The sequence below is a fragment of the Methylobacterium nonmethylotrophicum genome, from assembly GCF_004745635.1.
GTDB classification, from domain to species: Bacteria; Pseudomonadota; Alphaproteobacteria; order Rhizobiales; family Beijerinckiaceae; genus Methylobacterium; species Methylobacterium nonmethylotrophicum.
In genome coordinates, this window is sequence record NZ_SRLB01000004.1 from 55,652 (window position 1) to 81,737 (window position 26,086).

General features: G+C 68.7%; 25 protein-coding genes and 1 pseudogene. 12 read left to right on the forward strand and 14 right to left on the reverse strand.

The features are described from left to right. Positions 1 to 5: 5 nt before the first annotated feature. On the forward strand, positions 6 to 680 hold the full coding sequence (locus EU555_RS05350) for a hypothetical protein (protein ID WP_135413638.1): 675 nt from the start codon (positions 6 to 8) through the stop codon (positions 678 to 680). On the opposite strand, the gene gspD is transcribed toward EU555_RS05350, so the two are convergent. Continuing rightward, complete coding sequence (gene gspD / locus EU555_RS05355; protein WP_135413639.1) at positions 674 to 2,707, reverse strand: type II secretion system secretin GspD; 2,034 nt, start codon at positions 2,705 to 2,707, stop codon at positions 674 to 676. The genes EU555_RS05350 and gspD overlap by 7 nt on opposite strands. Positions 2,708 to 3,085: 378 nt before the next feature. On the opposite strand from gspD, the gene EU555_RS05360 reads away from it, so the two are divergent. The 8 genes from EU555_RS05360 (at position 3,086) to EU555_RS05395 (ending at position 9,870) form a co-directional block, all read left to right on the forward strand. Beyond that, on the forward strand, positions 3,086 to 4,774 hold the full coding sequence (locus EU555_RS05360; RefSeq protein WP_245524155.1) for a GspE/PulE family protein: 1,689 nt from the start codon (positions 3,086 to 3,088) through the stop codon (positions 4,772 to 4,774). 15 nt (positions 4,775 to 4,789) lie between these two features. Continuing rightward, positions 4,790 to 6,037: a type II secretion system F family protein gene (locus tag EU555_RS05365; RefSeq protein ID WP_135413641.1), complete on the forward strand. Its 1,248-nt coding sequence runs from the start codon at positions 4,790 to 4,792 to the stop codon at positions 6,035 to 6,037. Further along, positions 6,034 to 6,513, forward strand: coding sequence for a GspH/FimT family pseudopilin (locus tag EU555_RS05370; RefSeq protein ID WP_135413642.1), 480 nt, complete (start codon positions 6,034 to 6,036; stop codon positions 6,511 to 6,513). Before EU555_RS05365 ends, EU555_RS05370 begins: the two co-directional genes overlap by 4 nt. Before the next feature lie 67 nt (positions 6,514 to 6,580). Next, on the forward strand, positions 6,581 to 7,009 hold the full coding sequence (locus EU555_RS05375; protein ID WP_167858445.1) for a prepilin-type N-terminal cleavage/methylation domain-containing protein: 429 nt from the start codon (positions 6,581 to 6,583) through the stop codon (positions 7,007 to 7,009). After that, positions 7,006 to 7,656: a PulJ/GspJ family protein gene (locus EU555_RS05380; RefSeq protein WP_135413644.1), complete on the forward strand. Its 651-nt coding sequence runs from the start codon at positions 7,006 to 7,008 to the stop codon at positions 7,654 to 7,656. The genes EU555_RS05375 and EU555_RS05380 overlap by 4 nt, the downstream gene beginning before the upstream one ends. Then, positions 7,647 to 8,723 carry a hypothetical protein gene (locus EU555_RS05385; RefSeq protein WP_135413645.1) on the forward strand — a complete coding sequence of 359 codons (1,077 nt, stop codon included), beginning with the start codon at positions 7,647 to 7,649 and terminating at the stop codon, positions 8,721 to 8,723. The genes EU555_RS05380 and EU555_RS05385 overlap by 10 nt, the downstream gene beginning before the upstream one ends. Further along, positions 8,720 to 9,388 (forward strand): GspMb/PilO family protein, encoded by a 669-nt coding sequence (locus EU555_RS05390; protein ID WP_167858446.1) that lies wholly within the window; start codon positions 8,720 to 8,722, stop codon positions 9,386 to 9,388. The genes EU555_RS05385 and EU555_RS05390 overlap by 4 nt, the downstream gene beginning before the upstream one ends. Continuing rightward, positions 9,385 to 9,870 carry a hypothetical protein gene (locus EU555_RS05395; protein WP_135413647.1) on the forward strand — a complete coding sequence of 162 codons (486 nt, stop codon included), beginning with the start codon at positions 9,385 to 9,387 and terminating at the stop codon, positions 9,868 to 9,870. The genes EU555_RS05390 and EU555_RS05395 overlap by 4 nt, the downstream gene beginning before the upstream one ends. Positions 9,871 to 9,948: 78 nt before the next feature. On the opposite strand, the pseudogene EU555_RS05400 reads toward EU555_RS05395, so the two are convergent. The 4 genes and pseudogenes from EU555_RS05400 to pcaB all read right to left on the reverse strand — a co-directional run. Beyond that, a pseudogene (locus EU555_RS05400) lies at positions 9,949 to 10,426 on the reverse strand (transposase); the annotation flags it as partial. A gap of 125 nt (positions 10,427 to 10,551) precedes the next feature. Continuing rightward, positions 10,552 to 11,973, reverse strand: coding sequence for a class II fumarate hydratase (locus EU555_RS05405; protein WP_135413648.1), 1,422 nt, complete (start codon positions 11,971 to 11,973; stop codon positions 10,552 to 10,554). A 76-nt stretch (positions 11,974 to 12,049) separates the two neighbouring features. Then, a complete protein-coding gene (locus EU555_RS05410; RefSeq protein ID WP_135413649.1) occupies positions 12,050 to 13,405 on the reverse strand; it encodes a cation:dicarboxylate symporter family transporter in 1,356 nt (451 codons plus the stop codon). A gap of 362 nt (positions 13,406 to 13,767) precedes the next feature. After that, a complete protein-coding gene (pcaB, locus tag EU555_RS05415) occupies positions 13,768 to 15,120 on the reverse strand; it encodes a 3-carboxy-cis,cis-muconate cycloisomerase (protein ID WP_135413650.1) in 1,353 nt (450 codons plus the stop codon). Positions 15,121 to 15,253: 133 nt separating this feature from the next. Here pcaB and EU555_RS05420 point away from each other — a divergent pair, with 133 nt between their 5' ends. Then, the gene (locus tag EU555_RS05420; protein WP_135413651.1) at positions 15,254 to 16,012 is read left to right on the forward strand and encodes a GntR family transcriptional regulator; all 759 of its coding nucleotides are present in this window, start codon (positions 15,254 to 15,256) and stop codon (positions 16,010 to 16,012) included. Positions 16,013 to 16,346: 334 nt separating this feature from the next. Here EU555_RS05420 and EU555_RS37460 read toward each other — a convergent pair whose 3' ends face one another. The 6 genes from EU555_RS37460 to EU555_RS05450 form a co-directional block, all read right to left on the reverse strand. Continuing rightward, on the reverse strand, positions 16,347 to 17,078 hold the full coding sequence (locus EU555_RS37460) for a CatB-related O-acetyltransferase (RefSeq protein WP_167858447.1): 732 nt from the start codon (positions 17,076 to 17,078) through the stop codon (positions 16,347 to 16,349). A 526-nt stretch (positions 17,079 to 17,604) separates the two neighbouring features. Then, a complete protein-coding gene (locus EU555_RS05430; protein WP_135413653.1) occupies positions 17,605 to 18,057 on the reverse strand; it encodes a type II 3-dehydroquinate dehydratase in 453 nt (150 codons plus the stop codon). A 37-nt stretch (positions 18,058 to 18,094) separates the two neighbouring features. Further along, positions 18,095 to 18,817, reverse strand: a complete 723-nt coding sequence (locus tag EU555_RS05435) for an amino acid ABC transporter ATP-binding protein (RefSeq protein ID WP_135413946.1) — start codon at positions 18,815 to 18,817, stop codon at positions 18,095 to 18,097. Between the two features lie 52 nt (positions 18,818 to 18,869). Then, entirely contained in the window at positions 18,870 to 19,703 is an 834-nt protein-coding gene (locus EU555_RS05440) for a transporter substrate-binding domain-containing protein (RefSeq protein ID WP_135413654.1), read from the reverse strand. A gap of 37 nt (positions 19,704 to 19,740) precedes the next feature. Next, positions 19,741 to 20,382, reverse strand: coding sequence for an amino acid ABC transporter permease (locus tag EU555_RS05445; RefSeq protein WP_135413655.1), 642 nt, complete (start codon positions 20,380 to 20,382; stop codon positions 19,741 to 19,743). Between the two features lie 9 nt (positions 20,383 to 20,391). Then, positions 20,392 to 21,060 (reverse strand): amino acid ABC transporter permease, encoded by a 669-nt coding sequence (locus tag EU555_RS05450; RefSeq protein WP_135413656.1) that lies wholly within the window; start codon positions 21,058 to 21,060, stop codon positions 20,392 to 20,394. A 166-nt stretch (positions 21,061 to 21,226) separates the two neighbouring features. Here EU555_RS05450 and EU555_RS05455 point away from each other — a divergent pair, with 166 nt between their 5' ends. Then, on the forward strand, positions 21,227 to 22,018 hold the full coding sequence (locus EU555_RS05455; protein WP_135413657.1) for a GntR family transcriptional regulator: 792 nt from the start codon (positions 21,227 to 21,229) through the stop codon (positions 22,016 to 22,018). A 37-nt stretch (positions 22,019 to 22,055) separates the two neighbouring features. On the opposite strand, the gene EU555_RS05460 is transcribed toward EU555_RS05455, so the two are convergent. The 3 genes from EU555_RS05460 to EU555_RS05470 form a co-directional block, all read right to left on the reverse strand. Next, positions 22,056 to 22,889, reverse strand: coding sequence for a shikimate dehydrogenase family protein (locus EU555_RS05460; protein ID WP_135413658.1), 834 nt, complete (start codon positions 22,887 to 22,889; stop codon positions 22,056 to 22,058). 64 nt (positions 22,890 to 22,953) lie between these two features. Next, on the reverse strand, positions 22,954 to 23,763 hold the full coding sequence (locus tag EU555_RS05465) for a sugar phosphate isomerase/epimerase family protein (protein WP_135413659.1): 810 nt from the start codon (positions 23,761 to 23,763) through the stop codon (positions 22,954 to 22,956). A 17-nt stretch (positions 23,764 to 23,780) separates the two neighbouring features. Next, positions 23,781 to 24,473 carry a GntR family transcriptional regulator gene (locus EU555_RS05470; protein ID WP_135413660.1) on the reverse strand — a complete coding sequence of 231 codons (693 nt, stop codon included), beginning with the start codon at positions 24,471 to 24,473 and terminating at the stop codon, positions 23,781 to 23,783. 703 nt (positions 24,474 to 25,176) lie between these two features. On the opposite strand from EU555_RS05470, the gene EU555_RS05475 reads away from it, so the two are divergent. Beyond that, the gene (locus EU555_RS05475) at positions 25,177 to 26,061 is read left to right on the forward strand and encodes a dioxygenase family protein (protein ID WP_135413661.1); all 885 of its coding nucleotides are present in this window, start codon (positions 25,177 to 25,179) and stop codon (positions 26,059 to 26,061) included. The last annotated feature ends 25 nt before the right edge of the window (positions 26,062 to 26,086 follow it).

Consider the following 26,086-nt stretch of genomic DNA (forward strand, 5'->3'; position numbering starts at 1 on the left):
CGGACATGACCGGCGCCTCGCGCGGCATCGCCCTTCCGGCCGTCCTGGTCACGCTGGCCGCGCTCGCGGCCATCGTCACGACCATCCTCCCCCGGGACCGGGCCCGGACCGACACGCTGGCCGCGGTCGAGCGGCGCTCCCGGGAGCGTCTCCTGCTCGATGCCGCCCTCGCCCGCGGCCTCCTCGCCCTGCTCGCGCCCGACGACCCGATGACCGAGGCGTTGCGCCAGCAGGAAGAGGTCGCCTGGACCTTCGCCGGGCGCGAGCTGCGCATCGCCCTCGGCGTCGAGAGCGCCAAGCTCGACCTCAACACGGCCGATCCCGGCGCGCTCGCCGCCGTGCTGAGCCATGCGCTCGGCTCCTCGCGGGGAGCCGCTGCCCTGGAGACGGCGCTGCGGGAGCGCAGCCTGGCCCTCCTCACGAGCGTCGACCAGATCCTGCCCCTCGCCGACCGCTTCTCCGCCGCGGCGGTGCGACTGCGCGATCGTCTCACCGTGCATGGCGGTCTGGCCGAGGCCGACGCGCCCGTGAGCGAGCGCCCCGTCTACACCCTGCGGGCGCGCCTGAGCGGGCGCGCCGCCCTCCGCTCGCAGACCGTCCTGATCGATCCCGAGACCCGCCGCTTCATCGCCGTCGAGCGCGTCGACCTCGAAGACGGACCGAACGACGACCTTCAGTAGCGCGCCCGGACGACCGGCCGCGCGGTCTTGCGCATCCGCTGCTTGATCTCGCTCGTGACGGCCTGGACCTCGCGCGGGTTCGCCATGATTGTCGGCCGGATCATGATCACCAGTTCGGTCCGCCCGCCGCCGCGGCTGTTGAGGGTCGTGAACGCATTGCCGAGCACCGGGATGTCCTTGAGCACCGGGATGCCGTCGCTCTCCTGCTGGCGGCTGCGCTGGATGATGCCGCCGAGCACGATCTCCGCACCGCTCTTGACCGCGATGGTGCTGGTGACCTGCCGCAGGCGGATGGTCGGCGAGTTGAGGTTCGAGGTGGTGGTCGGGACGACGTCGCTCGCCTCCTGCTTGACCTCGAGCATGATGAGGCCGCCGGCATTGACCCGCGGCGTGACCTGGAGGATCACGCCGGTGTCCTTCATCTCGATGTCGTTGACCAGGGGCGAGTCCGGGCTGATCACGCTGCGCGAGGACCGCGTCGCGATCGGGACCTGCTCGCCGACCTTGAGCGTGGCCGTCTGGTTGTCGAGGACCGTGAGTGCGGGCGAGGACACGATCTCGACGTCGGTCACGCTCTCGAGCGCGGAGATCGCGACCTTGGCGCTCGGCACCCCGAACGAGTAGGTCAGGCCCGTGGCCCCGCTCGCCCCCTCGATGCCGGTCACCGGCGCCCCGGCCCCGAGGCCGATCCCGTGATGGCCGGATTGGAAGAACCAGCGCACGCCGTGCCGCAGCTCGTCGTTGAGCCGCACCTCGGCGATCGTGGCCTCGATCAGGACTTGCGTCGGCAGGACGTCGAGGCTGCGGATCGCCGAGGCGACGATGGCGTAGTCCTCCGGCCGGGACACCACGACGAGCGTGTTGGTGGTCGTGTCGGCCCGGACGTCGATGCCGGCGGCACTGTCCCGCGCGGCCGATCCCCGTGACGCCCCGCTGCCCGCCATGTCCTCGCGAGGCTGCTCGGGGACCGGCATCGCCGTCATCTGGAGCGAGGCTCCCGACGACGTCCGGCCGCCCGGGCCGGTGCCGAACAGGCTGCCCTGCTGCGGCGTCAACCCCGGCGCGACCGCGCCCGCCTCGGTTCCGGCATCGACGCGGCCACGGCCCTGGAGCATGCCGTCGAGGACTCTGGCCAGTTCGGCGGCGCGCCGGTTGCGCACCGGATAGACGTAGACGCGCCGCCGGTCCTGTCCGCTCTGGTCGAGGCCGCCCACCCATTTCCGGGCACGATCGATCAGGTCCGGGTCCGAGGAGGCGACCATGACGGCGTTCATGCGCTCGACCGGGAAGATTTTCACCCCCTGGGCGAGCCCCTCGGCGCCGACCATCCGCAGCAGGTCCTGGGCGACCGCGAAGGCGTTCGCCTGCCGCAGCGGGATCAGCGCGAAGGCGCGCCCGCGCAGCTCGTCGACGTCGAAGGACGTGATCACCTGCTCGAGGCTGTCGATCTCGGCGGCCCGGCCGGCCAGGATCAGGAAGCGCCCGGCCCCGCTCGCCGCGACCTCGGCGCCGGTGCCGCTCGCGAAGGGCTGGATCGCCTGCTTCGCGTCCGCGATGCTGATGAAGCGCAAGGGAATGACCCGCACCATCTCGCGCACGGCCGTATTGCGCGGCGCCGGTCCGATCCGCCAGACCCCTCCGGGCCTGCTCAGGGTGGCGCCGCTCGATTGCAGCGCCTCGCGCACGAGGCCGACCGCCGCCTTCCGAGAGACGGGGCTGCTCGTGCGCACCGTGATCCGCCCGGTCACCCCCGGATCGACGATCACCGTCTCGTGCAGGACCTCGTCGAAGACGGCACGGGCGAATTCCTGCAGGTCGACGTTCACGAAGTTGAGCCGGACGTCCGACCCGCCTTCGGTCACCTCGACCGCACCCGAACCCCTGGCGACGTCGCCCGCGCTGCGCACGACGCTGGGGATCTGCGCCCCCCAGTCGACGAATCCCCGGGCCGGTGGCCGCCCCGCAACGGCCCGCGCTGCTCCAGTCGCAGGACGCCCGATGGTCATCTCGGGAGCGCCCCCGCTCATGTAGGGCGAGTCGTCAGGATAATCCTGAGCCCCCCACCCGGATGACAGGCATAGCGTGGCCGGCAAGACAGAGAGCGCGACCGCGAACCGGAATTTTCGATGTCTTCCCACGAGGCCGACGCCAATAAAGATCGCGTGAGCGATTATGGAACAAAGAAATGCGGCGATGATAGATCTTTATCGAGAAAACTCCTCTGGGCCAGCCGGGATTGTACCCGCCTCGCGCGGCACATGCCAGCCCGGTGAGATAAATACCCTTAGGGAATGCGTTTGGCTCGACGATCGTGTCCTAGGTACCACAACGTCACAGACGCGGATATGCGATAGTCGCGCGGGCGCACGATAGTACCCTGAACCCCCACGATCGCGAGCAAGGGCGTGTCATCCACCGAGCCCAGCCTCTCTCAGTTCATCGATCGGCTCCTGTCGTGGGACGTGATCGATCAGCGGGCGCTCGAGCGGGCCGAGCGGGTGGCGCGCTCGGAGGGGCGCCGGCTCGACCGCGTCCTCAACGACCTCGGCCTCCTCACAGACGACGAGTTCGCCCGTGCCTGGGCGAGCGTCACCGGCTGGCCCGTTGCTGACGAGACGGCGTATCCCTGCGACCCGGTACTCGCGGACGTCCTGCCGCCGGCCTTCCTGCGGAGCGCCGAGGTCGTGCCGCTCGGGGTCGAAGGCGAGGTCCTCACGCTGGCCGCCCTCGATCCGCTCGACCCCTTCTCGGCCCCGGCGATCGCGCTCAAGACGGGGCTCACGGTGCGCCGGCTGATCGCGCGCCCCAGGGACATCGGCCAGGCGCTGAGTGCGATCTCCGCGCCGCGTCCCGCGGCACGGGCTGAGGTCGCCCTCGGCGGGGAGGTCCATAGCCAGGACATCGACCGCCTGCGCGATCTTGCGAGCGACGCTCCGGTGATCCGCCTGGTCCAGGACCTGCTGGCCCGGGCCGTCGAGCGGCGCGCCTCGGATATCCACCTCACCGTCAGCCGCCGCGGCGCACGGGCGCGCCTGCGCGTCGACGGCCTGCTGCACGACGTGCCGGCCCCTCCGCTCGAGCTCTACGAGGCCGTCGTCTCGCGCATCAAGATCATGAGCGGCCTCGACATCGCGGAGCGGCGGCTGCCGCAGGACGGCAGCGCGCGCGCCGTCGTCGCCGGGCGCGAGGTCGATCTGCGGACAGCGACGATGCCGCACGTGGCCGGCGAGGGCGTCGTCCTGCGCATCCTCGACCGGGCGGCGCTGACCTTCGGGCTCGAGGAGCTCGGCGTGTCCGCGGCGTTCATGGCCGATCTCAAGACCGCCCTCGCCCAGCCGAACGGCCTCGTGCTGATGACGGGACCGACCGGCTCGGGCAAGACCACGACGCTCTACGCCGCCCTCCGGGCCATCGTGCGCGCCGACCGGAACATCGTCACGATCGAGGACCCGGTCGAGTACCAGCTCGACGAGCGCATCACCCAGATCGAGGTCAATGCCCGCATCGGCCTCGACTTCCCCCGTACCCTGCGGGCCGTGCTGCGTCAGGATCCCGACGTCATCCTGATCGGCGAGATCCGCGACGGGGAGACGGCCGCGATCGCGGCCCGGGCCGCGATGACCGGCCACCTCGTCCTGGCGAGCGTCCACACCAGCACGGCCGCGGCCGCCATCCCCCGGCTGATCGACATGGGTGTCGAGCCGTACCTCCTCGCCTCGACGGTCCGGGCCGTCATGGCCCAGCGCCTGCTGCGGCGGACCTGCGCGCCCTGCCGAGGCACGCTCGCGCCCTTGCCGCCGGACCGGCTGGCCGCGCTCGGTCTTCCTCGGGAGACGCGGGCGATGGGCGCAGTGGGACGTGGCTGCGAGCTTTGCGGCGGCAGCGGGTATTCCGGCCGCATCGCCGTCACGGAATTCCTGCCCGTCTGCGAGGCGGTGCGCGGCGAGATCGCGAAGGGCGGCGACGCCCTGCGACTGCAGGAGGTCGCGCGTGGCCGGGGCATGCGGACGCTGGTCGAGAACGCCGTGGATCTGCTCGGCGCCGGTCAGAGCAGCCTGAGCGAGATCGAGCGCGTGCTCGGGCAGGCAACCTGATCCGGAGCGCGTCGCATGCCCTGCTTCCGTTTCCACGCCGTCGATCCCCAGAACCGACCGCATGACGGCCTCGTGGAGGCACCCTCGCGCGACGCGGCTCTCGCCGATCTGGCGGGACGAGGCCTGACGATCATCGCCGTAGCGGCGACCGCGCCCGGTCGCGGGACCGGCGCTCCTGGCAGCCCGGCCCGCGCTTGGCGCGCCGGGCTCGGGTCGAACCGTCCCCCGACCCCACGGGAGACCCACAGCCTGATCGCCGAGTGGGCCCGCTGCCTGGAGGCCGGTCTCACCATCGCCGACGCCGTCGAGATCTCGGCGGAAGGACGTCCGCGGGCAAGGCTCGGCCGCACGACGCGCGCCATCCAGGCGGCGTTGAAGCAGGGCGCGCCCGTGGGGCAGGCGCTGGCGGACAACCTCCCGCATCTGCCGCCCGCCGCCCTGTCGCTGATCGAGTCCGGCGAGCGCTCCGGCGAGCTCGCCGCCGTGCTGTCGCGGCTGGCGGCGCGGCTGTCGCAGCAGCAGCAGCAGCGCGGCGAGATCCGCTCCGCTCTGGTCTACCCGGCCTTCGTGGTGACGACGGCCCTGACCGTGATCATCGTCCTCTTGCAGATCGTGATCCCCTCTCTCGACGAGATTGTCGGGGATGGCCGCGACACGCTGCCCTGGACGGCGCAGCTCGTGCTCGCAGCAAGCGCGGTCTTCCGCGACCACGTCGTCGCGCTCGCGGCAGCCGCGCTGCTTCTGGCCCTCGGGACCCTGGGCCTGGTCATCCATCCTGCGGCTCGCCCGCTGCTCGACCGCGCGCGCCTGCGCCTTCCGATGATCGGCCCGCTCATGCTCGCCCACGATGCCGCGCAGTTCGCACGCGCCCTGTCGGCGCAGATCGGCGGTGGGGTTCCGATCGGCCGGGCCGTGCAACTCGCCGTCGCGGCCCTGAGCCTGGAGCCGATCCGGAGCCGCGCCGGCAGCCTCGAGCGCAAGCTGGCGGAAGGCTCGGCCCTGAGCGACGCAATCGCCTCCGACCTGCCGGACCTGCCGCGGGAACTCGCCCGGTTCGCCCGGGTGGGCGAGCAGACCAGTCGCCTGCCGCTCCTCCTCGAGCACGCGGCCGACCTTTTGGAGGAGCGTGGGCGGCGCCAGCTCCGCACGCTGACGAACCTCGTGACCCCAACCGTCACCGTTCTTCTCGGCTTTCTGGTCGGGTTCGTCGTCCTGTCGCTGATGAGTGCCATCGTCGGGCTCAACGCGGTGGCCCTGCGATGACACGGCCCCGCCTCCCCCACCGCGGGACACGCCGCACATCGGCGGGCTTCACGCTGATCGAGATGCTCGTCGTGCTGGCCGTCCTGGCCGTCTCCGCCGCGCTCGTTCCGCTCGCGGTCGGCCCCGTCCGGGAGCGGAACCTGCTGGCCCGCTCGAGCGCGTCCCTCGCCGACCTGATCGCCCGGGCTCGCGCCACCGCCATCCGGGACGGGCGCACGACCCGGTTGGTCTTCGATCTCGAGCATCGGACGGTTTTGCTCGCCGGAACGTCCCGGCGGGTCAGGCTCGACCCGAGCCTGGACCTGATCCTGACGACGGCGCAGGAAGCGGAGCGGGATGGCCGCCGGGCTCTCCTGTTCCTGCCCGACGGCACCGCGACGGGGGGCCGGTTACGCGTGACCATCGCGGGCGGACGAGCGCCAGGTCGATCGCTCAGCGTCTCGTGGCTGACCGGAGCCGTCTCGCGTGAACGCTGATCAACCTCCCGACGCACGGCCCGTGATGTCTTGCCGGGAAGCCGCAGACGCCCGGATTCCAGATCCGATGGACCAAGCGCCCATCGGCACGAGATCGGCGGCGGACGCGAGGTCCCGGTCCCGCGGGTTCTCGCTGCTGGAAGCGCTCGCTGCCATTGCGCTCCTGGCGATCGCGTTGCCCGCCACGGTGTCCGTGTTCTCCGGCGCCGCTTCGCGCGCCTCTCTCGCGGACGCCCGTCATGACCTTCTCCGGCGTGCCGAAGATCTCGTCACGATCACAAGAGCTGAGTTTTCGGGGCGCTTCGGCAGAACCGCCGGCTCGGACGCGATCGCCAGATGGACGGTGGAGACGACGCCCCTCACCGACCCTGACGAGAATGCCCGGCGGGCAGCACCGAGCACCGTGCCGGTGCACCTCAAGGTCATGACGCAGTCGCGACAGAACGTGACGGTCGCGCTCGAGACGATGTTCCTGTTCAGGGAGCAGGGCCGATGAGACAGGGCTCCGCCGGGTTCACGCTGCTCGAGGTGCTGATCGCCCTGATGATCTCCGCAATGGCCCTGGCGGCCTTGACGCATCTCGTGCAGGATGCGGCAGGCCTCGATGCCCGCCTGAGCGTGCGTGCGCGCTCGGCCGACGAGACCCAGGCCCTGTTCGCGCTGCTGGAGGATCTGCTCCTCGGTCCGGAGCGTGAGATGACTCTCAAGGCAGCGGCGCAACCGGCGGCGTCCCCGGAGTCGTCCGTCTCGGGGACCGATCGGGCGATCCGGATCGTCTCGCGGGGGCCGCGGATCCTCGGCCTGATGCGCCCGGCACCGTTCAGGCTCGCTTTCGAGCCGACCGAAGCGGACCGCGGACGCATCGTTCTGCGCTGGCCGTCACCCGCGGGCGGCACCGACCGCGAGACGGTGATGGCCGACGTCCGGTCGTTTCGCATTCGCTATGCGGAGGCCGCGCAGATCGGAATCAGATCTTGGCACGATCACTGGTCTGGATCGGTGGCAGGCCTTGCGATGGTCGAGATCAGCTTGGTCGATGCCGCCACGGGGCATCGACAATCCCGCACCATCCCCGTTGCGTCGACCTTGCCGCAGATCTGCGTTCTGCAGCCGCTGACCTCGGGGTGTCCGCAATGGAACTGACATCCTCGGCGGGCATGCAGCGTCGCGTTCGCACGATGGTCGGGGCGAGTGAGCGCCTGCTTCATCTCTGGCTGGAAGATCTGCTCTCCTTTCTGTCCCCATCCCTTCGCCGGAGTCTCGCAGAACTGGGCGGATCGAAGCCGCCACCGACCATTCTGTGCGACCAGGATGCCATCGTGGCGGACGATCCTACGGTCTCACTGGATCGGCTCCTGGCGCGTTCCCGATCAGAACTCGTCATCCTGAAAATCGATCAGAAGCACGTGCTGCGCCGCAGGCTGGAGGTGCCCGGCGCGGTTATCGCCTCCCTCGACGCAGCCCTGAGCATGAACATCGGGGTCTGGACACCGTTCGCGACCGAAGAGGTCTACGCTGCAGCGCGCCAGACCGATTCCGTTGCGGCCGCAGGTTCGCAGACGTCATCCGTGCCAATCGAGGTGCGGTGCGTGTCCCGTACACTGGTCGACAGGCACATCCACGCCGCTCGCGCGCTCGGGATCGAGCCCGACGCCGTCCAGCTCGGCGACCGGAATTTCGTCGTGATCCGAGAGACGAAGAAGCGCCGAGTCTGGCGCTGGCAACGTCGCATGCTGATCGCGCTGATCGTCGCCTGTGCTGTGCAGGTCGTCGGGTTCTCCGCCCTCATCACCGCAACGCAATCCACCGAGATTGAGCGTTTGTTCGCCGAACAAACCTCCCTGAAACAGTCGCTACGGCGGAGCGCGCAAGCCGAAAAGCAGACCGCCCGACAAGTTGCGATATTAAATAAAGTTGCATCGAGCATGGATGAGTCTCGAAGCGTCTCCAAGATCATGCAGACACTTGCGCGCGCATTGCCGGCTGGGACCGTTGTCCTCGAGTTGGAGATCAGCCGGGATCGCGGGGAAGGCCACGTTGCGGTCTCGGGCCCGAAGGATCTCGATCTGGTTGCAGCTCTCGCGTCAACCATGATGTACCGTGCACGTGACCTTGCCGCGACGTCGAGCACCGACGAGGTCCGCCGCACCTACGCCGTCGGCTTCACGCTGACCGGATGGGAGACGGGAGCCAGTGGGACGATCCCATGATGCGCGCCGTGCCGGAGAGCTCCTTTGCGGTAAAGACGCGAAGAATTCTGAGTGCTGTTCTGGCTGCCGGCGTCGTGCTTTCATCGATCGCCGCAGTAGCCAATATCATATCGGCCTATTTTGAAAGGCGAGATGAGATCGACCGGTTGCGTGCCAGCGTCTCGGCATTGTCGTCGCGTGCCAGGCAATCCGATCGGGCCTCTCCGCTTGTGCTGCCGGAGGTCGCCCTGGGGCAGGTGCTGGCCCCAACGCCGGATGCGGGCATTAACCACGTGCAGAAGGTCGTGCGAAATCTCAACGACACGCTCGGAGTAGACGACATTCAGATCGACAGCGTGCGACTCCTACCGCAACTGGAAGAAGGATCGTTGACGGCAGGCCGGGCTTCCATTGCGGTGACGGCGTCCCATGGGCAGATATTCGACATCATCAACATCATCGAAAGTTCGACGCCGGCCATCATGATCGATGCCGTTCGGATCAACAATCGGACGGCCAGCGGCCAGTTTCGCCGAGGGGGTGCCCCGGGCGCCGATGCCGCCGACAGCAAAGCACGGATCAAAATGACGGTAACAGTCAGGGTGTATTCCAAGCGCTTGTCGGATGCTGTCAGGCAGCGAAACACGATGACTGGAGTAGCTCCTTCTCAGGCGCCTCATCCATGATGTCGGTCAAGCTGATACGGATTTCATTTCTTTTTTTGTTCAATATATTCGTTTTTTTATGTGGCATAATGATCTTATATAAGGAATATCACCATTCCAAAGAACCATTTCCGCAGATATATTTGCCAACGAAAGCCGAGTTCGCGACTTTAAGCGATAAATTTGTTAGAGCTACAAGACGATCTGACGAGAAGGTCCAAAGCTTGTTCATGGATGCCCAGAGGAGTGCGGCCGCTTCGACCGAACGAAGCCACGCCGCAGCATCGGAAATCATCGAGCCGGCTCGTCTCGTGGGCATCATTGTGCCGTTGGAGGCCGCAGCTGCAAAAATCGCCGTCATCGAGTATGGCGTGCGATCTCGGACTGTAAGAGCGCGTCGAGGAGACATAATTCCCGGAACATCATGGAAGGTCGCAAATATCGATGACAAAGAAATCACTATCATTGATGATAAATTCGAATTTAAGATGAGCCTCAAATGAATCTTGATCTCTTTATTTAGACCGAATGGCGACATCATATCAAGATTGCCTGGATTGCGTCGTCCGCGAAGAAAGCGCTTAGAGCGTCGAACAGAACCGATGGATCTGGTTGAGGGTGATGATGCGGGCCTGGAGGAAGGTGAAGGCCTCGTCGATGTCGGCACGGCGTTCGTAGCGGACGGGCAAGCGGCGGGCGCAATTGAACCAGGCGTGGCTGCCCTCATCCTGAGACTGTCGAAGGATCGACCACCCAGCGATGCCGCCCGAGCCTGTCGCTCCTCTCGATGCCACGTCGGGCAATCCGCGGCGTGGTCCCGCGCGCCCGGCATTCCTGCCGCTGCACTCTCGCATCGTCGGCCTTGTCGGCGTGCAGCTTGTCGGGGCGCCGGCGCGGGCGTCCCCGCCGCCCGCTGCGCAAGGGCGGGATCGCGTCCAGCGTCGGGACCATCAGCGCCCTGTCGTGGCAATGGGCCCCGGTCGAAAAGGCGTCGATGACGAGGTGGCGCTTGGTTCCCGCCCTGCCGCGATCCGTCGGGTTCGGGCCCGTCAGCCGGCCTCAAGCCAAGCAGCCTCCGGGGAAACCCGGGGGCGGTTCAGGGGCGAGGGGAAGGATGGAACCCGAGGCGTCGCGCCGGCGCATCTCCTCGACCGTGACGGCGGGCGGGCACGCTGCCGCAGGGGTCACCGAGCCGGCTCTCGACGCCCGGCCGGCGCGATCATCGTCCGCGGATCGACGATCCGGTCGTACTCCTCGCCCGTCACGAAGCCGAGCGCGATGGCGGCCGCACGCGGGGTCACGTTCTCGGCCATCGCCGTCCTGGTGATCGCGGCGACGCGGTCGTAGCCAAGCAGCGGATTGAGCGCCGTTGCCAGCAGCAGGGCGTTCGCGACATTCGCGGCGAGGCGCTCCCGGTCGACGGCGAGGCCGTGAACCAGCTTCGTCGCGAAGACGCGCGATCCGTCCGCCAGCAGGCGGATCGCTTGCAGCAGGTTGTGGACGAGCACGGGCTTGGCGACGTTCAGCTCGAAGGTTCCGGACGCGCCCGCCGCCGAGATCGTCGCGTGGTTGCCGACGACCTGGAAGGCGACCTGCAGCAGGGCCTCGGCGATCGTCGGGTTGCGCTTGCCCGGCATGATGGAGGACGACAGGCCGTCGTCGGGAAAGACGAGCTCGCCGAGGCCGGTGCGCGGCCCGGAGCCGAGCAGGCGGATGTCGTTGGCGATCTTGATCAGCGAGACCGCCAGCACGTTGAGCGCGCCCGAGACCTCCACGAGGGCGTCGTGGGCGCCCATGCCCTCGAACTTGCTCGGATTGGGAACGAAGGGCAGCCCGGTCAGGCCCGCGACCTCCTCGCAGAAGGCCTCGTCGAACCCGGCCGGCGCGTTGAGGCCGGAGCCGACGGCGGTCCCCCCTTGAGCGAGCCGGTACAGGCGCGGGGACGCGGCCTCGATCCGGGCGATCCCGAGGCCGACCTGCCGCGCGAAGGCGTCGAAGGCCTGCCCGACCGTCATCGGGACGGCGTCCATGAGATGCGTGCGACCGATCTTCACGACATCGTCGAACTCGGCCGCCTTGGCAGCGAGGGTGTCGCGCAGGAGCCGGAGCTCGGGCAGCAGGCGGTCATGCAGCTCGATGCCGACGCAGAGATGCATGACGGTCGGGAAGCTGTCGTTCGAGGATTGCGAACGGTTGACGTGGTCGTTGGGGTGGACCGGCCGACGTCGTCCCAGAGGCTGGCCCAAGGTCTCGTTGGCGCGGTTGGCGATGACCTCGTTGGCGTTCATGTTGGTCTGGGTGCCGGAGCCGGTCTGCCAGATCGGCAGCGGGAAATGGTCGTCGAAGCGGCCCTTCCACACTTCCAGGGCCGCCGCCTCGATGGCCTCGGCGAGGGAGGGGTCGAGCGTTCCGAGACGGCGGTTGGCGCGGGCCGCCGCGAGCTTCTGGAGCCCGAAGGTCCAGACGAGGCAGGCCGGGAAGCGCTCGTCGCCGATCTCGAACACGCCGAGCGCCCGCTGGGTCTGCGCGCCCCAGTACCGGTTGGCGGGGATCTCGACCGGACCGAAGGCGTCGTGCTCGATCCGGATTCCCGGGTGGTCGGTCATGGGCGGGATCCTTCGATTGCGGGCATGCCGGTCGGGCCGGCGGAGGACGGGGGAGCCCGCGGGCTCCCCGGGCGCGTCACGCCGCGGCGGCGCGCTCGGCGCGCAGGCGGGCCATCGCCTCCTGCGCCATGGCGGGATCGAACTCGCCGGCGAGCTTGGCCGTCACCACGGTGGCGACGCTGTTGCCGATGGCGTTGGTCGTGGCGACGGCGATCGACATGAAGCGGTAGACGCCGAACAGGATCGGCAGGCCTTCGAGCGGCAGGATCCCGGTCGCCGCCACCGTCGCGGCGAAGACCACGAAGCTGCCGCCCGAGACGGTGGCCGCGCCCTTCGAGGTCAGGAGCATGACGGCCAGGATGCCGAGCTGCTGCCCGAGATCGAGCGGCACGTGGTAGGCGTTCGCCAGGAAGACGATGCCCATCGACATGTAGATCGAGGTACCGTCGAGGTTGAAGGCGTAGCCGGTCGGCAGCACGAGGCCGACGCTCTGGCGCGAGCAGCCATAGGCCGGCAGCTTCTCGAGCAGCCGCGGCAGCACGCTCTCGGACGAGGCCGTTCCGAGCACGATGTAGATCTCCTCGCGGATGAAGTCGAGGAGCTGGAACAGGTTGATCTTGAACATCGCCGAGATCGCGCCGAGCACCACCACGATGAACAGGATCACCACGGCGTAGAAGCTGAGGATCAGGTAGATCAGCGACAGGAGCACGGTGGTGCCGCTCGAGCCGACCGCGAAGGCGACAGCCCCGAAGGTGCCGATCGGGGCCACCAGCATGATCAGGTGGATGAACTCGAAGAAGGCGTCGGAGATCCGGTTGAGGCCGGTCTCGATCGGCTGGCGCTTCTCGGGCGAGAGGTGCAGGAGCGCCGCGCCGAAGATCAGCGCGATGACGAGCACCTGGAGCAGCTCGCCCCTGGCGAAGGCGCCGATGAAGTTGTCGGGGAAGACGTTGAGGATGAAGTCGAGGGTGGAGTGCGGCGCGTTCGCGCCGCTCGGCGCCTTGCCGTGGGCGAGGCTGGCCCGGGTCGAATCGGCCATGCCCTGGCCGACGCCGAGCAGGTTGCCGGCGAGCATGCCGAGGCCGAGGGCGAGGGTCGAGACGATCTCGAAGTAGATCATCGCGATCAGGCCGACCTTGCCGACCCGCTTGAAGTCGCCGGCCGAGGTGACGCCGACCACGACGCACAGGAAGACCAGCGGCGCCACCGCCGTCTTGATCAGGCGCAGGAAGATGTCGCCCAGGATCTTGAGCTGGACGGCAACGCCCGGGAGGAGGAAGCCGACGGCGGCGCCGAGCGCCATCGCGATGATGATCTGGACGCCGAGATTGCGCCAGAGCGCCTTCTTTCTCGGCGTCGCGGCGGCGGCGGCAGCGGCCGGCCGTGGTGTCGGCGGGATCGCGTGTGGATCGAGGGTGGCGTCGGACATGGCTTCCTCAGGTCGGGGATCGGGAGGGCACGCGCTCTCGCTGCCGTCGGACGGGAACCCGGCGGGGTGGCGCGCTCGGTGATGACGAGGGTCACGGCAAGGCGGCATCGACGATCATCGTGATGATCTCCGGTCTCGTACCAAATCCGACTGCTTGCTTCCGGCGATCCCTGCGGCATCGCTTGCGCAATGCGGATTTCGGCTTCGCTCAAGCGTGCGGAGCGTCGCTCCGCCGCACGAACTTTTAAAACCGTTTCCGGAAGGAATTGCCCGGGGGGCGGTGTCAGCACTCGGCCGCCGCCACGATCTCGGCCGAACGATACTTTGCGATGACTTCGGACCGGTGACCCGAACCGTCGATGTCAGGTGCCGCGGGCCGTTCCGGCGAGCACGCGGTCGACCATGTCGGGCGCGGCACCGAGGTAGTTCGCCGGATCGGTCAGGCGATCGATCGCGGCGCGGTCGAGATGCGCCGTCACCTCGGGCATGGCGGTCAGGGCCTCGGCGAGGCTCCCGCCCCGCTCGTTCACCACGCGGCAGGCCGCGTAGACGAGGTCGTGGGCCCGCTGCCGGCCGGTATGGGGGGCGAGCGCCATCATCACCGCCTCGGCGACGATCAGCCCGCGGCTGAGCCCGAGATTCCCGCGCATCCGCGCCTCGTCGACGATCAGGCCGCCGAGCGCGAACCTGGCCTGGTGCAGGGCGCCGGCGGTCAGCACGAAGCTCTCGGGGATCGCCATCCACTCGGCGTGCCACGGGCCGGTCGCGCGCTCGAAATCCTGGACCATCGCGTCGAGCATCAGGCCGGCCTGCTGGCGAACCCCCTTGGCGGCGGCGAGCATCAGCTCGGAGGAGATCGGGTTTCGCTTCTGCGGCATGGTCGAGGAGGCGCCGCGCCCGGTGACGAAGGGCTCGGTGACCTCGCCGAACTCGGTCGAGGCCATGATCATGATGTCGAGGGCGATCTTGCCGAGCGAGCCGGTGATGAGCGCCAGCAGGTTGACGGTCTCGGCAAAGCCGTCGCGGGCGACGTGCCAGGTCGAGGCCGGCACGCCGAGGCCGAGCTCCCGGCAGAACGCCTCCTGCACGTGCAGTCCCGCCGCGCCGAGAGACGCGAGCGTGCCGGCGGCACCGGCGAACTGGCCGACCAGCACGCGCGGCTTCAGCTGCGCGAGGCGCACGGCGTGGCGGTCGATCATGGCGAGCCAGATCGACGTCTTGTAGCCGAAGGTCACCGGCAGGGCCTGCTGCAGGTGCGTGCGCCCGGCCATCGGCGTGTCGCGGTAGCGCGCCGAGAGGTCGGCCAGGATCGCCCGCAGGGCGGCGAGGTCGGCCTCGACGATCTCCAGGCCGGCCCGGACCTGGAGCACGGTGGCCGTGTCCATGATGTCCTGGGTGGTCGCGCCCCAATGGACATAGCGGCCGGCCTCGCCGCATTGGTGCACGAGCTGGTGGACGAGCGGCAGGATCGGGTAGCCGACATTGTCGGTTTCCTGGCGCAGGCGGTCGAGGTCGAGCCCCTCGAAGGAGCAGCCGCGGGCGATCGCCTCCGCCGCCTCGGCCGGGATCACGCCGCAGGCAGCCTCGGCCTTCGCGAGCGCGACCTCGACGGCGATGTAGCGCTGGATCAGGGCACGATCGGAGAAGACCTCGCGCATCGCCGGCGTGCCGAAGGCATCGCGGAACAGCGGGGAATCGATGACGGTGGCAGCCATGGCCCCTTCCTCCCGCAGGTTATGTTCGTACAAAGAATTATGTTCGGACATAGTGCCTGTCAAGCCCCTTGACGGGCCGTGGGGGCTTCCCTCTTCTCCCGGGCCGGCCGGCTCTGGTGGAGGTCCCGTCTCCTTGGAAACCCGTTACGCATACGTCGCACGCCTGCTCATGGAGGCGATCGCGGATGGGCGATACCCAGTGGGCTCGCTCCTGCCGAACGAGCACGCGCTCGCGGATCAGTTCGCGGTCAGTCGGGCGACCGTGCGCGCAGCGATGCGCGAATTGCAGAATTCCGGGCTCATCAGCCGCCGCAAGAGCGCCGGAACCCGGGTCGAGGCGACCGCCGCGTCGCCGGCCTCGGGGTTCTCGCAGAACCTCGAATCCATCGAGGCGGTGCAGCAATTCGGCGCCGAGACCGAGCGGCATCTCGAAGGCGTCGCCGACATCGTCGCCGATGCCGATCTCGCCGCATCGCTCGACTGCCAGCCGGGACGGCGCTGGCTTCGCGTGTCGTTCCTGCGCCGCATCCCCGACAGCCCGGCGGCGCTACCGATCTGCTGGACCGACGTCTATCTCGACGCAGATTACGGCGACCTGCTGCGCGAGCGCGTCGCGTCGCATTCGGGCATCTACGGGACACTTCTCGAAGCGGTGTCCGGCCGCCGCATCGTCGAGATCCGCCAGCGCATCCGCGCGGTGGGGGTGCCCCCGTCCTGCGCCGCCGCCCTGCAGGCGGAGCCGGGAAGCCACGCACTTGCCATCCGCCGTCAATACTTCCTCAGCCCCTACAGCATGGCAGAAATCTCGCTCAGCATTCACCCCGCTGAGCGCTACAGCTATCAGAGCGTTCTCAAGCGGCAGGGCGACACACGATCGAAACCATCGAGTTAGTGCACCCCACACAACTCCCGCTGCGCCGAGGCCGCCACACTGGGCCATGCCGGCGATCGGGGTTTGTGAGGGACACTTGATCGTCCCGACACGGCCTGAGCGGCTTGTGGGTACGACGCATGATCGTTGATCGATGGCGAAGCAGGACCGCGGCCCGAAACAGCAGGGAATTCCTGAAGGCGTTTTGGAACTCGCTGTCGACGCGGTCTGCTTCCGGAGGACGATCCCGGTGACGTACGCTCCGGTCGGCGCGCAAACCGGCACGACCGATCGGCGCCCGGAGCAGGAGTCGCCTAGCCGGTGATCATGCTTCGCCTCACCGGATGAGGCGACCTCACAGCACGATCCACTCCTCGGCCCGCAACCTCCGCGGCTGATACGTATTTTCAGCGAGATTTGCGTTGGCCAATGTCGCAAGACATTGTTCTATGTCGCTGTAGTTGAGCCCCTTGAGCTGAGAGGGATGAAGATTCCACCATTGCGACGCGAGCAGGCGTTCGATCGTCTCGGCCGAGAATCTGGTGCGAATCACCTTCGCGGGGCTGCCCGCCACGATGGCATAGGGCGGGACATCTTTTGTCACGGTCGCGTTGGCACCGATCACGGCTCCGTCGCCGACATTGACACCCATCATGATCACGGCGTGCGACCCGATCCAGACATCGTTTCCGATCCTGCACGGCGACTGCTCGAACTGCGGGTCGACGGGATGGTTCTCATAGAACTGCTCGACTGTCGGGTGCGACGTCCACATCGCCCGGCGATAGAAAAAGGTCGAGGTCGACAGCCAGTCGACCGGGTGCGGCCCGGCGCCGATGAGCACGCCCTGTCCGATCGAACAGTAGCGGCCGATGCGATCCGTGTTCGCGACCCAGCTGCCGGCGCCGAGATAGGAAAACGAGCCCATGAACTGGGCGGCCACGAAGTTTTCGCAGAAACGAACGCATTCTTCGAGGGTGGCTCCCGGGGCTATGCGTGACGTACCCGGCTTCTCGGACTCGATCGCGTAGTCGAGGGCCAATGCGCTCACGTTCGTCGCATTGGCGAGCGTTACAGGTCCATTCATTGCCCTATCCCCCGGCATCGGATCGTGCGGATACCGAAACGGCATAACGTGCTCGCATCACGGCTTCCTCGCGCGTCCTGCCCCCGTTCTCTTCACGACGGATCAGACCGCCCCTGATCTGATCGCGCGGCGGTTCCCTGTCGCCGGATCGAAGCCATACGCCATGGTGCCGGCGGTGGCGAGGCTCGGATGCGTCATCCGCACGGCACGGGTCATGACCCCGACTGCGTCGCTGCGGGTCGGAATCCAGGGCAGCCGGCATGACCCGTCAGCGGACCGTCGGAGGTCGGCTCTCGACGGGCGGGCTCACCGATACAGGGATGACGGGCGTGTGGGTCGGCCTGCCGCGGCGCACCTCGTCGGCGCACCGGCCGGATCAGCCCGAAGACCCGGCGCGTGCGGCGCCGCCGCATGGCGACGTGCGCCGCACGCGTGATCGGGTCGGGCGATCCCGGCGACGGCAAGGGGATGGGAGGCGGATCAGGAGATGCGCGCAACACCGCGGCCGCACGGGCAGGCCCCGATCTCAGGCCCGGCGCTCGTCGAGGAGCAGGCGCATCGCGTCGAGCGCCACCCCGTAGCCGCTCGGACCGAGCCCGGCGATGACGGCCGTCGCGGCCCGCGAGACCAGCGAGCGGTGGTAGATCTCCTCGCGCCGGTGGATGTTCGAGATGTGCAGCTCGATCTTCGGGCCGTCGAACATCTTGAGCGAGTCGAGCAGCGCGATCGAGGTGAAGCTGTAGCCGGCCGGGTTGATGATGATCCCCGCGGCACGCTTGCGGGCCTCGTGCACGCTCTCGATGAGCGTGCCCTCGAGGTTGGTCTGGCGGAACTCGATCGCCAGACCCTGCGTCTTGGCCCGCAAGCGGCAGGCCGCCTCGATCTCGGCGAGCGTCGTGCGTCCGTAGATCTCCGGCTCGCGCTCGCCGAGCAGGTTGAGGTTCGGTCCGTTCAGGACGAAGATCAGCGGCTCACTCATCACAGACCTCTTGTTCTCGCACCGGCCCGGCCGCGGGTCAGTGATGCGCCAGGATCTCGCCGAGGAAAGTGCGGGCGCGCGGATGCTGCGGGCTGCGGAAGAAGGTCTCGGGATCCGCCTCCTCGAGGATCGCACCGTCGGCCATGAAGATCACCCGGTCGGCGACCTGGCGGGCAAAACCCATCTCGTGGGTGACGCACACCATCGTCATGCCGTCGCGGGCGAGGCCGATCATGGTGTCGAGCACCTCCTTGACCATCTCCGGGTCGAGGGCCGAGGTCGGCTCGTCGAACAGCATGACCTTCGGTTCCATGCACAGAGCCCTGGCGATCGCGACGCGCTGCTGCTGGCCGCCCGAGAGCTGGGCCGGGTATTTCAGCGCCTGCTCGCCGATGCGCACCCGCTCCAGATACCGGCGGGCGGTCGCCTCGGCCTCGGCCTTCCTCGTGCCGCGGACCCGCATCGGCGCCAGGGTGCAGTTCTCCAGCACCGTCATGTGCGGAAACAGGTTGAAGCTCTGGAACACCATGCCGACCTCGCGGCGCACCGCGTCGACGGCCCGCGCCGAGTCGTCGAGGGCGATGCCGTCGACGACGATCCGCCCCTTCTGGATCGTCTCGAGGTGGTTGATGCAGCGGATGAGCGTCGACTTGCCCGATCCGGAGGGGCCGCACAGGACGATCTTCTCGCCCCGGCGGACCTCCAGGGTCACGCCCTTGAGCGCGTGGAAGTCACCGTACCACTTGTCCACTCCGTGCATCGCGATGAGGGGGCCGGTCGCCTGGTTCGGTGACACCGCGGTCGACTCCCTCTCAGCTGGCCGTGAAGGGGACGCCCTCGATGCGCTCGGGCATCGGCGGCTGCTCGGCCTTCATCCACTTGTCGGTGATCTTCTTCAATTCGCCGTTCGCCTTGATCTTGTCGATGAAGTCGTTGATGAACGCGTTCATCTCCTTCTCGCCGAGCCGCGTGCAGGCGCCGTTGTAGATGTTCGTGAAGGTGAGCTTCTGCTCGAACACGCCGGGCTTCGCCTCGTCGAGGCGGCGGATGTAGAAGATGTTGCCGCCCACCGCCTGCGCCTGGCCGGAGACCACGGCCTGGATCGCGGCGGCGTCGCCGTCGAGCCGCAGGATGTTGGTGCCGGGCGGCGCGTTGCGCGTCACCTCGGTGTCCTGGGCCGCGGCGCGGGGCACCGCGATGGTGAGCTTGCCCATGTCGGCGTTCGTCTTCACCGTGACGGTCTTGGGCGCGAGCAGCACGATCTGGTTGGCGACGTAGGGCTTGGAGAACTGCACCGCCTTGGCGCGGTCGGGGAACATCGCCATCGTGGCGAACAGCACGTCGCAGCGGCCCGAGGTCAGGGCCGGGATCCGGTTGGCCACCTCGAGCGGCATGAACTGGACCGGCACGCCGAGCTCCTTGGCGAAGAGCTCGCCGATATCGGCGTCGATGCCCTCCTGCTTGCCCGTGCTGTTGACGAAGCCCCAGGGCGGGTTGTCGCCCTGGATGCCGATGATGACGCGCCCCCGCTTCTTGATCTGGTCCGGCGTGATGGCGAGCGCCCGGCCGGTCATCAGGCCCGGCAGGGCGAGCGCGGCGCCGGCGCCCGCGACGAGCGTGCGGCGGCTGAGTGTGTGGCGTTGCATGGTGTCCCCTCCCCTGTTTGCGTTGTGCGGTGCCCGGTCAGCGCGAGGGAGCCGCGAGCCGGCGCTCCATCCACGAGCCGTAGAGCGACAGCGGCCAGCAGAGCGCGAAGTACATCGCCCCGACGATGCCGAAGACGAGCAGCGGCTTGAAGATCTGGTTCGAGACCATGTTGCCGGCCCGCGCCAGCTCGGTGAAGCCGACGATCGAGGCGAGCGACGTCCCCTTGATGAGCTGGACCAGGAACCCGATCGTCGCCGGCAGCGAGACCCGCAGGGCCTGCGGCAGGATCACGTCCTTCATCCGCGAGACGTAGCCGAGGCTGAGCGCCCGGGCGGCCTCCATCTGGCCGCGCGGCACGGCCTCGATGCCGCCGCGCCAGATGTCGCCCAGATAGGCGCTCGCATGCAGCGTGAAGCCGACCGCGACCGCCTCCCAGGGGGCGAGGTCGAGCCCGACGAGGGCGAGGCCGAAATAGACGACGAAGAGCTGCATCAGGAGCGGCGTGCCCTGGAACAGGCTGACATAGGCCGCCGTCGCGCGCTCCAGCACCGGTTTCCCCGAGGTGCGGGCGAGCGCGACGGCCAGGCCGGCCACGCCGCCGCCGATAAAGCCGATCGCCGAGAGCGCGAGCGTCCACTTCATGCCCTCGAGCAGGAACAGGAATTCGGGCCAGCCCATCGTCGCGCCCTACTTCACGGGGTAGCTGAAGTACCGGCGCGAGACGAGCCCGAAGGCGCGCATCATCAGCCAGGACATGAGGAAGTACAGGATCGTGATCGTGCCGTAGACCTCGAAGCTGCGGAACGATTCGTTCTCGATCAGCTTGGCGACCGAGGTCAGCTCATAGGCCGCGATCGCCGAGGCGATGCTGGTGGTCAGGGTCAGCATGACGAACTGGCCGGTCAGCGACGGGTAGACGGCCCGGAGCGCCGGGCGCAGGACGATGAAGCGGAACACGTCGCGCTTGTGCAGGCCGAGGGCGAAGCCGGCCTCGACCTGGCCCTTGTGGATCGACTGCACGCCGCCGCGGATGATCTCGATCGCGTAGGCGCCCCCGTTCAGCCCGAGCGCGATGATGGCGGTCGGCGTCGGGGCGAGGCGGATGCCGATCAGCGGCAGGGCGAAGAACACGAAGTAGATCTGGACGAGGAACGGCGTGTTCCGGATCAGCTCGACGAAGGCGATGACGGCGAAGCGCAGCGGGCGGATGGGCGAGTCGCGCAGCACGACGCCGACGACGCCGATCACGAGCGCGATCGCCATCCCCGAGACAGCGAGGAACAGCGTGCCCGCGCAGCCCCTCAGGAGGTCGGGCAGGCCCGCGACGACCGGCCCGAAATCGAGCGTGTAGTTCACGTGGTCGCTTCCCCCGTGCGGCGCGCCCGGTCGGCCTCGCCGCTTTCCGGAGCATCCTGGCCAGCTTTCAGCCGGTGCGCCTATGATCGGATGATTACGGGATCACCCAAGGATAGGCAATCCCTCATACGTTGCATCGAACGTCTCATGGTGCCAAAGAGGTCTCATGGGTGCTCCCTCAGAAGCCGGCGCCGGAGGCGTCGCCACCGGGCCGGGCGGTGAGACGGTCGGCGACGTCGCCTATGCCCGGATGCGGGCCGACATCCTGTTCGGCCAGCGCGCCCCGGGCGAGCGGCTGCGCCTCGACGAGGCGAGCCGGCGCTACGGCGTCAGCGTCGGCACGATGCGCGAGCTCCTGAACCGCCTCGCCTCCGAGGGGCTCGTCGTGGCGGAGGCGCAGCGCGGCTTCGAGGTCGCGCCGGCCTCCGCCGCCGAGTTCCGGGAGATCGCGGCCCTGCGCCAGCTCCTCGAGGGGCACGCGCTGGCCCTGTCCTTCGCGGCGGGCGACCTCGACTGGGAGGCGCGGGTCGTGGCGGCCCATCACAAGCTCGCGGTCACGGAGCACCGGATGCTGACCCGGACTGATGCCGATCCGGCCCTGGTGCGGACCTGCGACCGCGCCTTCCACCAGGCGCTGACCTCGGCCTGCGGCTCGCGCGTGCTGATGGAGACGCTGGGCTCGATCCACGACCGCTACCTGCGCTATCTGTCGCTCGCCGCCATCTTCCGGGGCGAATCGTCGATCCGGGAGCACGCCGACCTGCTCGCCTGCGCGCTGGCGCGCGACGCCGAGCGCGCGACGCGGATCCTGAAGGTCCATATCGACGGCTGCCTCGACTGCGCCCTCGTCGACGGGCCGCCCGCATGGGCGTCCGGACCAGACGTGCCCGACCCCGCGCCTCCCGCCCGGGACGTCCCCGCGCGGGCGAAATCCGTCCGGACCACGCGACGCCGTTGAGTCGCGACCGGTGCGGCCGTCGCGCAGGCCTGACCGCTCAGTACGACACACGGGCGACCGCGCGCAGCTCCTCGGCGGTGGTGGTGCCGAAGCCGAAGAACTCGAGGTAGGCGGGGATCTGCTCGAACAGCATGTCGGTGCCGACCTGGACCGGGCAGCCCTTCTCCTGGGCGGCGCGCAGGAACGGGGTGTGCTCCTGCTTCATCACCACCTCGCCCACGAAGGTGCCGGGGGCGATGCGGGCGACGTCCATCGGCAGGGGATCTCCCTCCTTCATGCCGAGCGGCGTGGCATTGACCACGACGTCGTAGCCGGCCGGGTCGTTGCTGCCGGTGGCGATCTCCAGCGCCGGGTAGTGCTCGCGCAGGCGCCCCGCCAGCGCCTCGGCCGAGGCCGGGCTGAAATCGTGGAGGCCGAGGGCGGCGACGCCGGCCGCCGCCAGCGAGGCCGCGATGGCCGAGCCGACCCCGCCGCTGCCGACGACCAGCACCCGGGCGCCGGCGAGGTCGCGGCCCTTGCGCTGGATGCCGCGCACGAAGCCGGCCCCGTCGAACATGTCGCCGAGCAGCGTCCCGTCCGGGCGCCGCAGCACGGCGTTGCAGGACCCGGCGATCCTGGCGGTGGTGCTCACCTCGTCGAGGAGCGCGATCGTGGTGATCTTGTGCGGCATGGTGACGAGGGCGCCGCGGATGTTGGTCAGCCGGAACACCGACCGGAAGACCTCCGGGTAATCCTCGGCCTTGACGCCCATCGGCATCACCACGGCGTCGATGCCGTGCTTCTCGAACCACGGGTTGTAGATCATCGGCGCCTTGAACGACTCGGTCGGGTAGCCGAGATGCGCGATCAGGGTAGTGGTGCCTCGGATCATGGGCGTGACCTCATCGTGGGGAACGGACCGACATCGTACCTGACCCTGCGCGGGCCTGCGTCGCTCACGACGCCAGCAGCCGCCGGGCCGCGACCATATTGGCCCGCATGTGCTCCTCGGCGGAGACCGAACCCGTCATCGGAACCTCGACCGAGAGGGTGGTGGTCGCCGGCAGTGCCGCGACCAGCGCCGCCAGGGGCAGCGCCCCGTCGCCCGGGGGAAGACGCCCCGCCCGGGCCTCGTGGATGATCGCGTCCATCGTCCCCGGCGCGTGCGCCGGGGCGTCGCAGAGCTGCGCATGGCGGACGAGGCCGGGCGGCACGGCGCGGACGTCCTCGGGCGTTCCCTTGGTCCGGGCGAGGTGGAGCGCGTCGACGAGGACGCCGCCATTCGGCCGGCCGGCGGCCTCGACCACCCGGACCGCCTCGGGCAGGCTCGCGACCTGCCGCCACGCCATGCATTCGAGGTCCACCCCCATGCCGAACCCGGCCGCGAGGTCGCACAACGCGGCAAAGCGCGCGACGAGGCGGGCGCGGTCCGGGTCGTCGCCGCAGGCGCTCAGCCGCTGCGCGCCGAGCCCGGCGGCGGATTCGAGGATGCCGGCGAGGGAGGCCGGGACGAAATCCTCCCCGATGACGACGAACTCGATGTCGTAGACGCGCAGGCCCTCGTCGGCGAGGACCCGGCGCATGGCGCGAAAGGCGTCGCTCCCGGGCGGCAGCTCGTAGAACGGGGCCCCCGGAAAGGCCGGATGGAGCCGCAGGCCCACCGAGGCGTAGCCGGCCCGGGCGGCGAGCCGGACGAGGTCGACGGGCGGCACCCCGATGCAGGTGAAGTGCGCGAGGCCGAGCGGCTGGTCGGGGGAGGTTTGCATGGCGGTCGCTCGACGGATCAGGGCTTGAGCTTGCCGGCGAGGTGCCGCTGCAGGTTGGTGCCGGTGCGGTGGATGTGCTCGCGCAAACGGGCACAGGCGAAGTCGGCATCGCGCGCGACCGCGCCTTGCGCGATCTCGCCGTGCTCGTGGGCGACGTTCCGGTCGCCGCCGGGCGTGCGGCGCAGGAAGGAGCGCCGGTAGCGGTCGTTCAGGCTCAGGAGCACGCCGCAGAAATTGAGCAGGAGCGGCATGCGGCAGCCGGCGATCAGCGTGAGGTGGAACTCCCGGTGATACGTCTCCCACCGCTCCAGCGTCTCGGGCTGCTCCGGGTCGCGCCCGATCCGGTTCATGCGGTGGAGGGCGCGCATCACGTCGCCCTCCCAGTCGACGGTGCCGATCGCGATCGCCTCGCGCAGGGCGAGGGTCTCGAACTCCTCGCGCAGCCGCGTGATCTCCTCGAGGTTCGCGAGCGAGACCGGCGCGACGCGGTAGCCGCGATTGTCCTCGAACACCACGAGCCCGTCGGAGATCAGCCGGGCGAGCGCCTCCCTGAGCGGGCTCAGCGAGACCCCGAAGCTCCCGCGGGCGCGCTCCAGGTTGATCTTGCTGCCCGCCTCGAGCTGGCCGGACACGATCGCCTCGCGCAAGCGGTCGACGAGCTGGCTCGCCATCGTGTTCTTGCCGTCGTCGACCAGGGCGAGGCCCGGCATGGCCGATCCAGGATCGGGGCGCGCCCCGTCCCGGTCACCCGCAGCGCGTCGGCGCCTCGCCTCGGTCACGACGTCTCTCCCGGAGAGAGCGATTCCGCTCTTCGTCGATGATTCTTATGAAAAACGATTTTTCCTGTCAAACGCGGTGGCGTTGTCCGTGCGGGGGCATGCGGGGAGGGATGGGGACGCAAGCAAGTGCATCCTGTGATCGGGGGCCGCCCTGGACCGCAAGGAAGACAAAAATAGGCTGCAATACGAGTTCGACCTGATCGACTCGATGAAAGAAAGAGCGCATCTCCCCTCTCCCGTGTGGGAGAGGGGACGGGGGTGAGGGTGGCTCGGGTCCCGCAATGATCCTGAGCCGTCGAGCTGTACAGCTCGACGCTTGATGTCTTGTTCTGAAGCCGATCCACCCTCACGCAGGCCTTCAGGCCCGTGCGGGATCTTCGATCCCCTACCCCTCTCCCACACGGGAGAGGGGATTCCGCGCTTAGTTTATTTAGATAGATCAAGCGGAAATCGTGTGACTTCATTATTGGCTACCATCCTTCGCTGGCCCGGAAAGCCTGTGCCCGCCCCACGAACCCGCCCGAGGCGCCCCATCCGGCCTCGCGCAGATGCCGATGCCCCACATAAAAAAAATCGCTTCTTGACGAATAATCGATGATATGTGACCAGAGCGTCAAGTCAGGGAGGCCGAGCCATGCGCATCGCGCGCCAGCAGGATGTGACGCCTGCCGTTCTGGAGGTCATGGCGCGGACGCGCGACCCGCGCCTGCGCGAGATCATGGTCTCGCTCGTCACCCACCTGCACGGCTTCGTGCGCGACGTGCGCCTCACCGAGCCGGAGTTTCGCGACGCGACCGCGATCCTCAACGAGATCGGGGCGCTGGCCTCCGACAGCCACAACGAGTTCGTGCTGATGGCCGGCTCGCTCGGCGTGTCGTCCCTCGTCTGCCTCCTCAACAACGGCGACCACGGCAACACCGAGACCTCGCAGTCGCTGCTCGGGCCGTTCTGGCGCCTCAACGCGCCGCGGGTCGAGAATGGCGGCACGATCCTGCGCTCCGACACGCCGGGCGACCCGCTCTTCGTCAATGCCCGCGTGGTCGACGGCGAGGGCAGGCCGGTCGTGGGTGCCGAGGTCGATGTCTGGCACGCCTCGCCGGTCGGCCTCTACGAGAACCAGGATCCCGAGCAGGCCGAGATGAACCTGCGGGGCAAGTTCACCACCGACGCGGAGGGCCGGTTCTGGTTCCGCTCGGTGATGATGGTCGGCTATCCGATCCCCACCGACGGGGTCGTCGGGCGGCTGCTGGCGGCGCAAGGACGCCACCCGATGCGCCCGGCCCACCTGCACGCCCTGATCGTCAAGCCCGGCTTCAAGGTGCTGATCTCGCAGGTCTACGATGCCAACGACCCGCATATCGGGTCCGACGTGCAGTTCGGCGTGACGCGAGCGCTCCTCGGCGACTTCGTCCGCCACGATGCGCCGCGTCCGGACGCGGCCGCGCCCTGGTACGCCCTCGACTACACCTACGTCATGGAGCCCGGCGAGGCCGTGCTGCCGCGCCCTCCGATCAAGTGAACCCGGCAACCCGGAGCAGACAGCC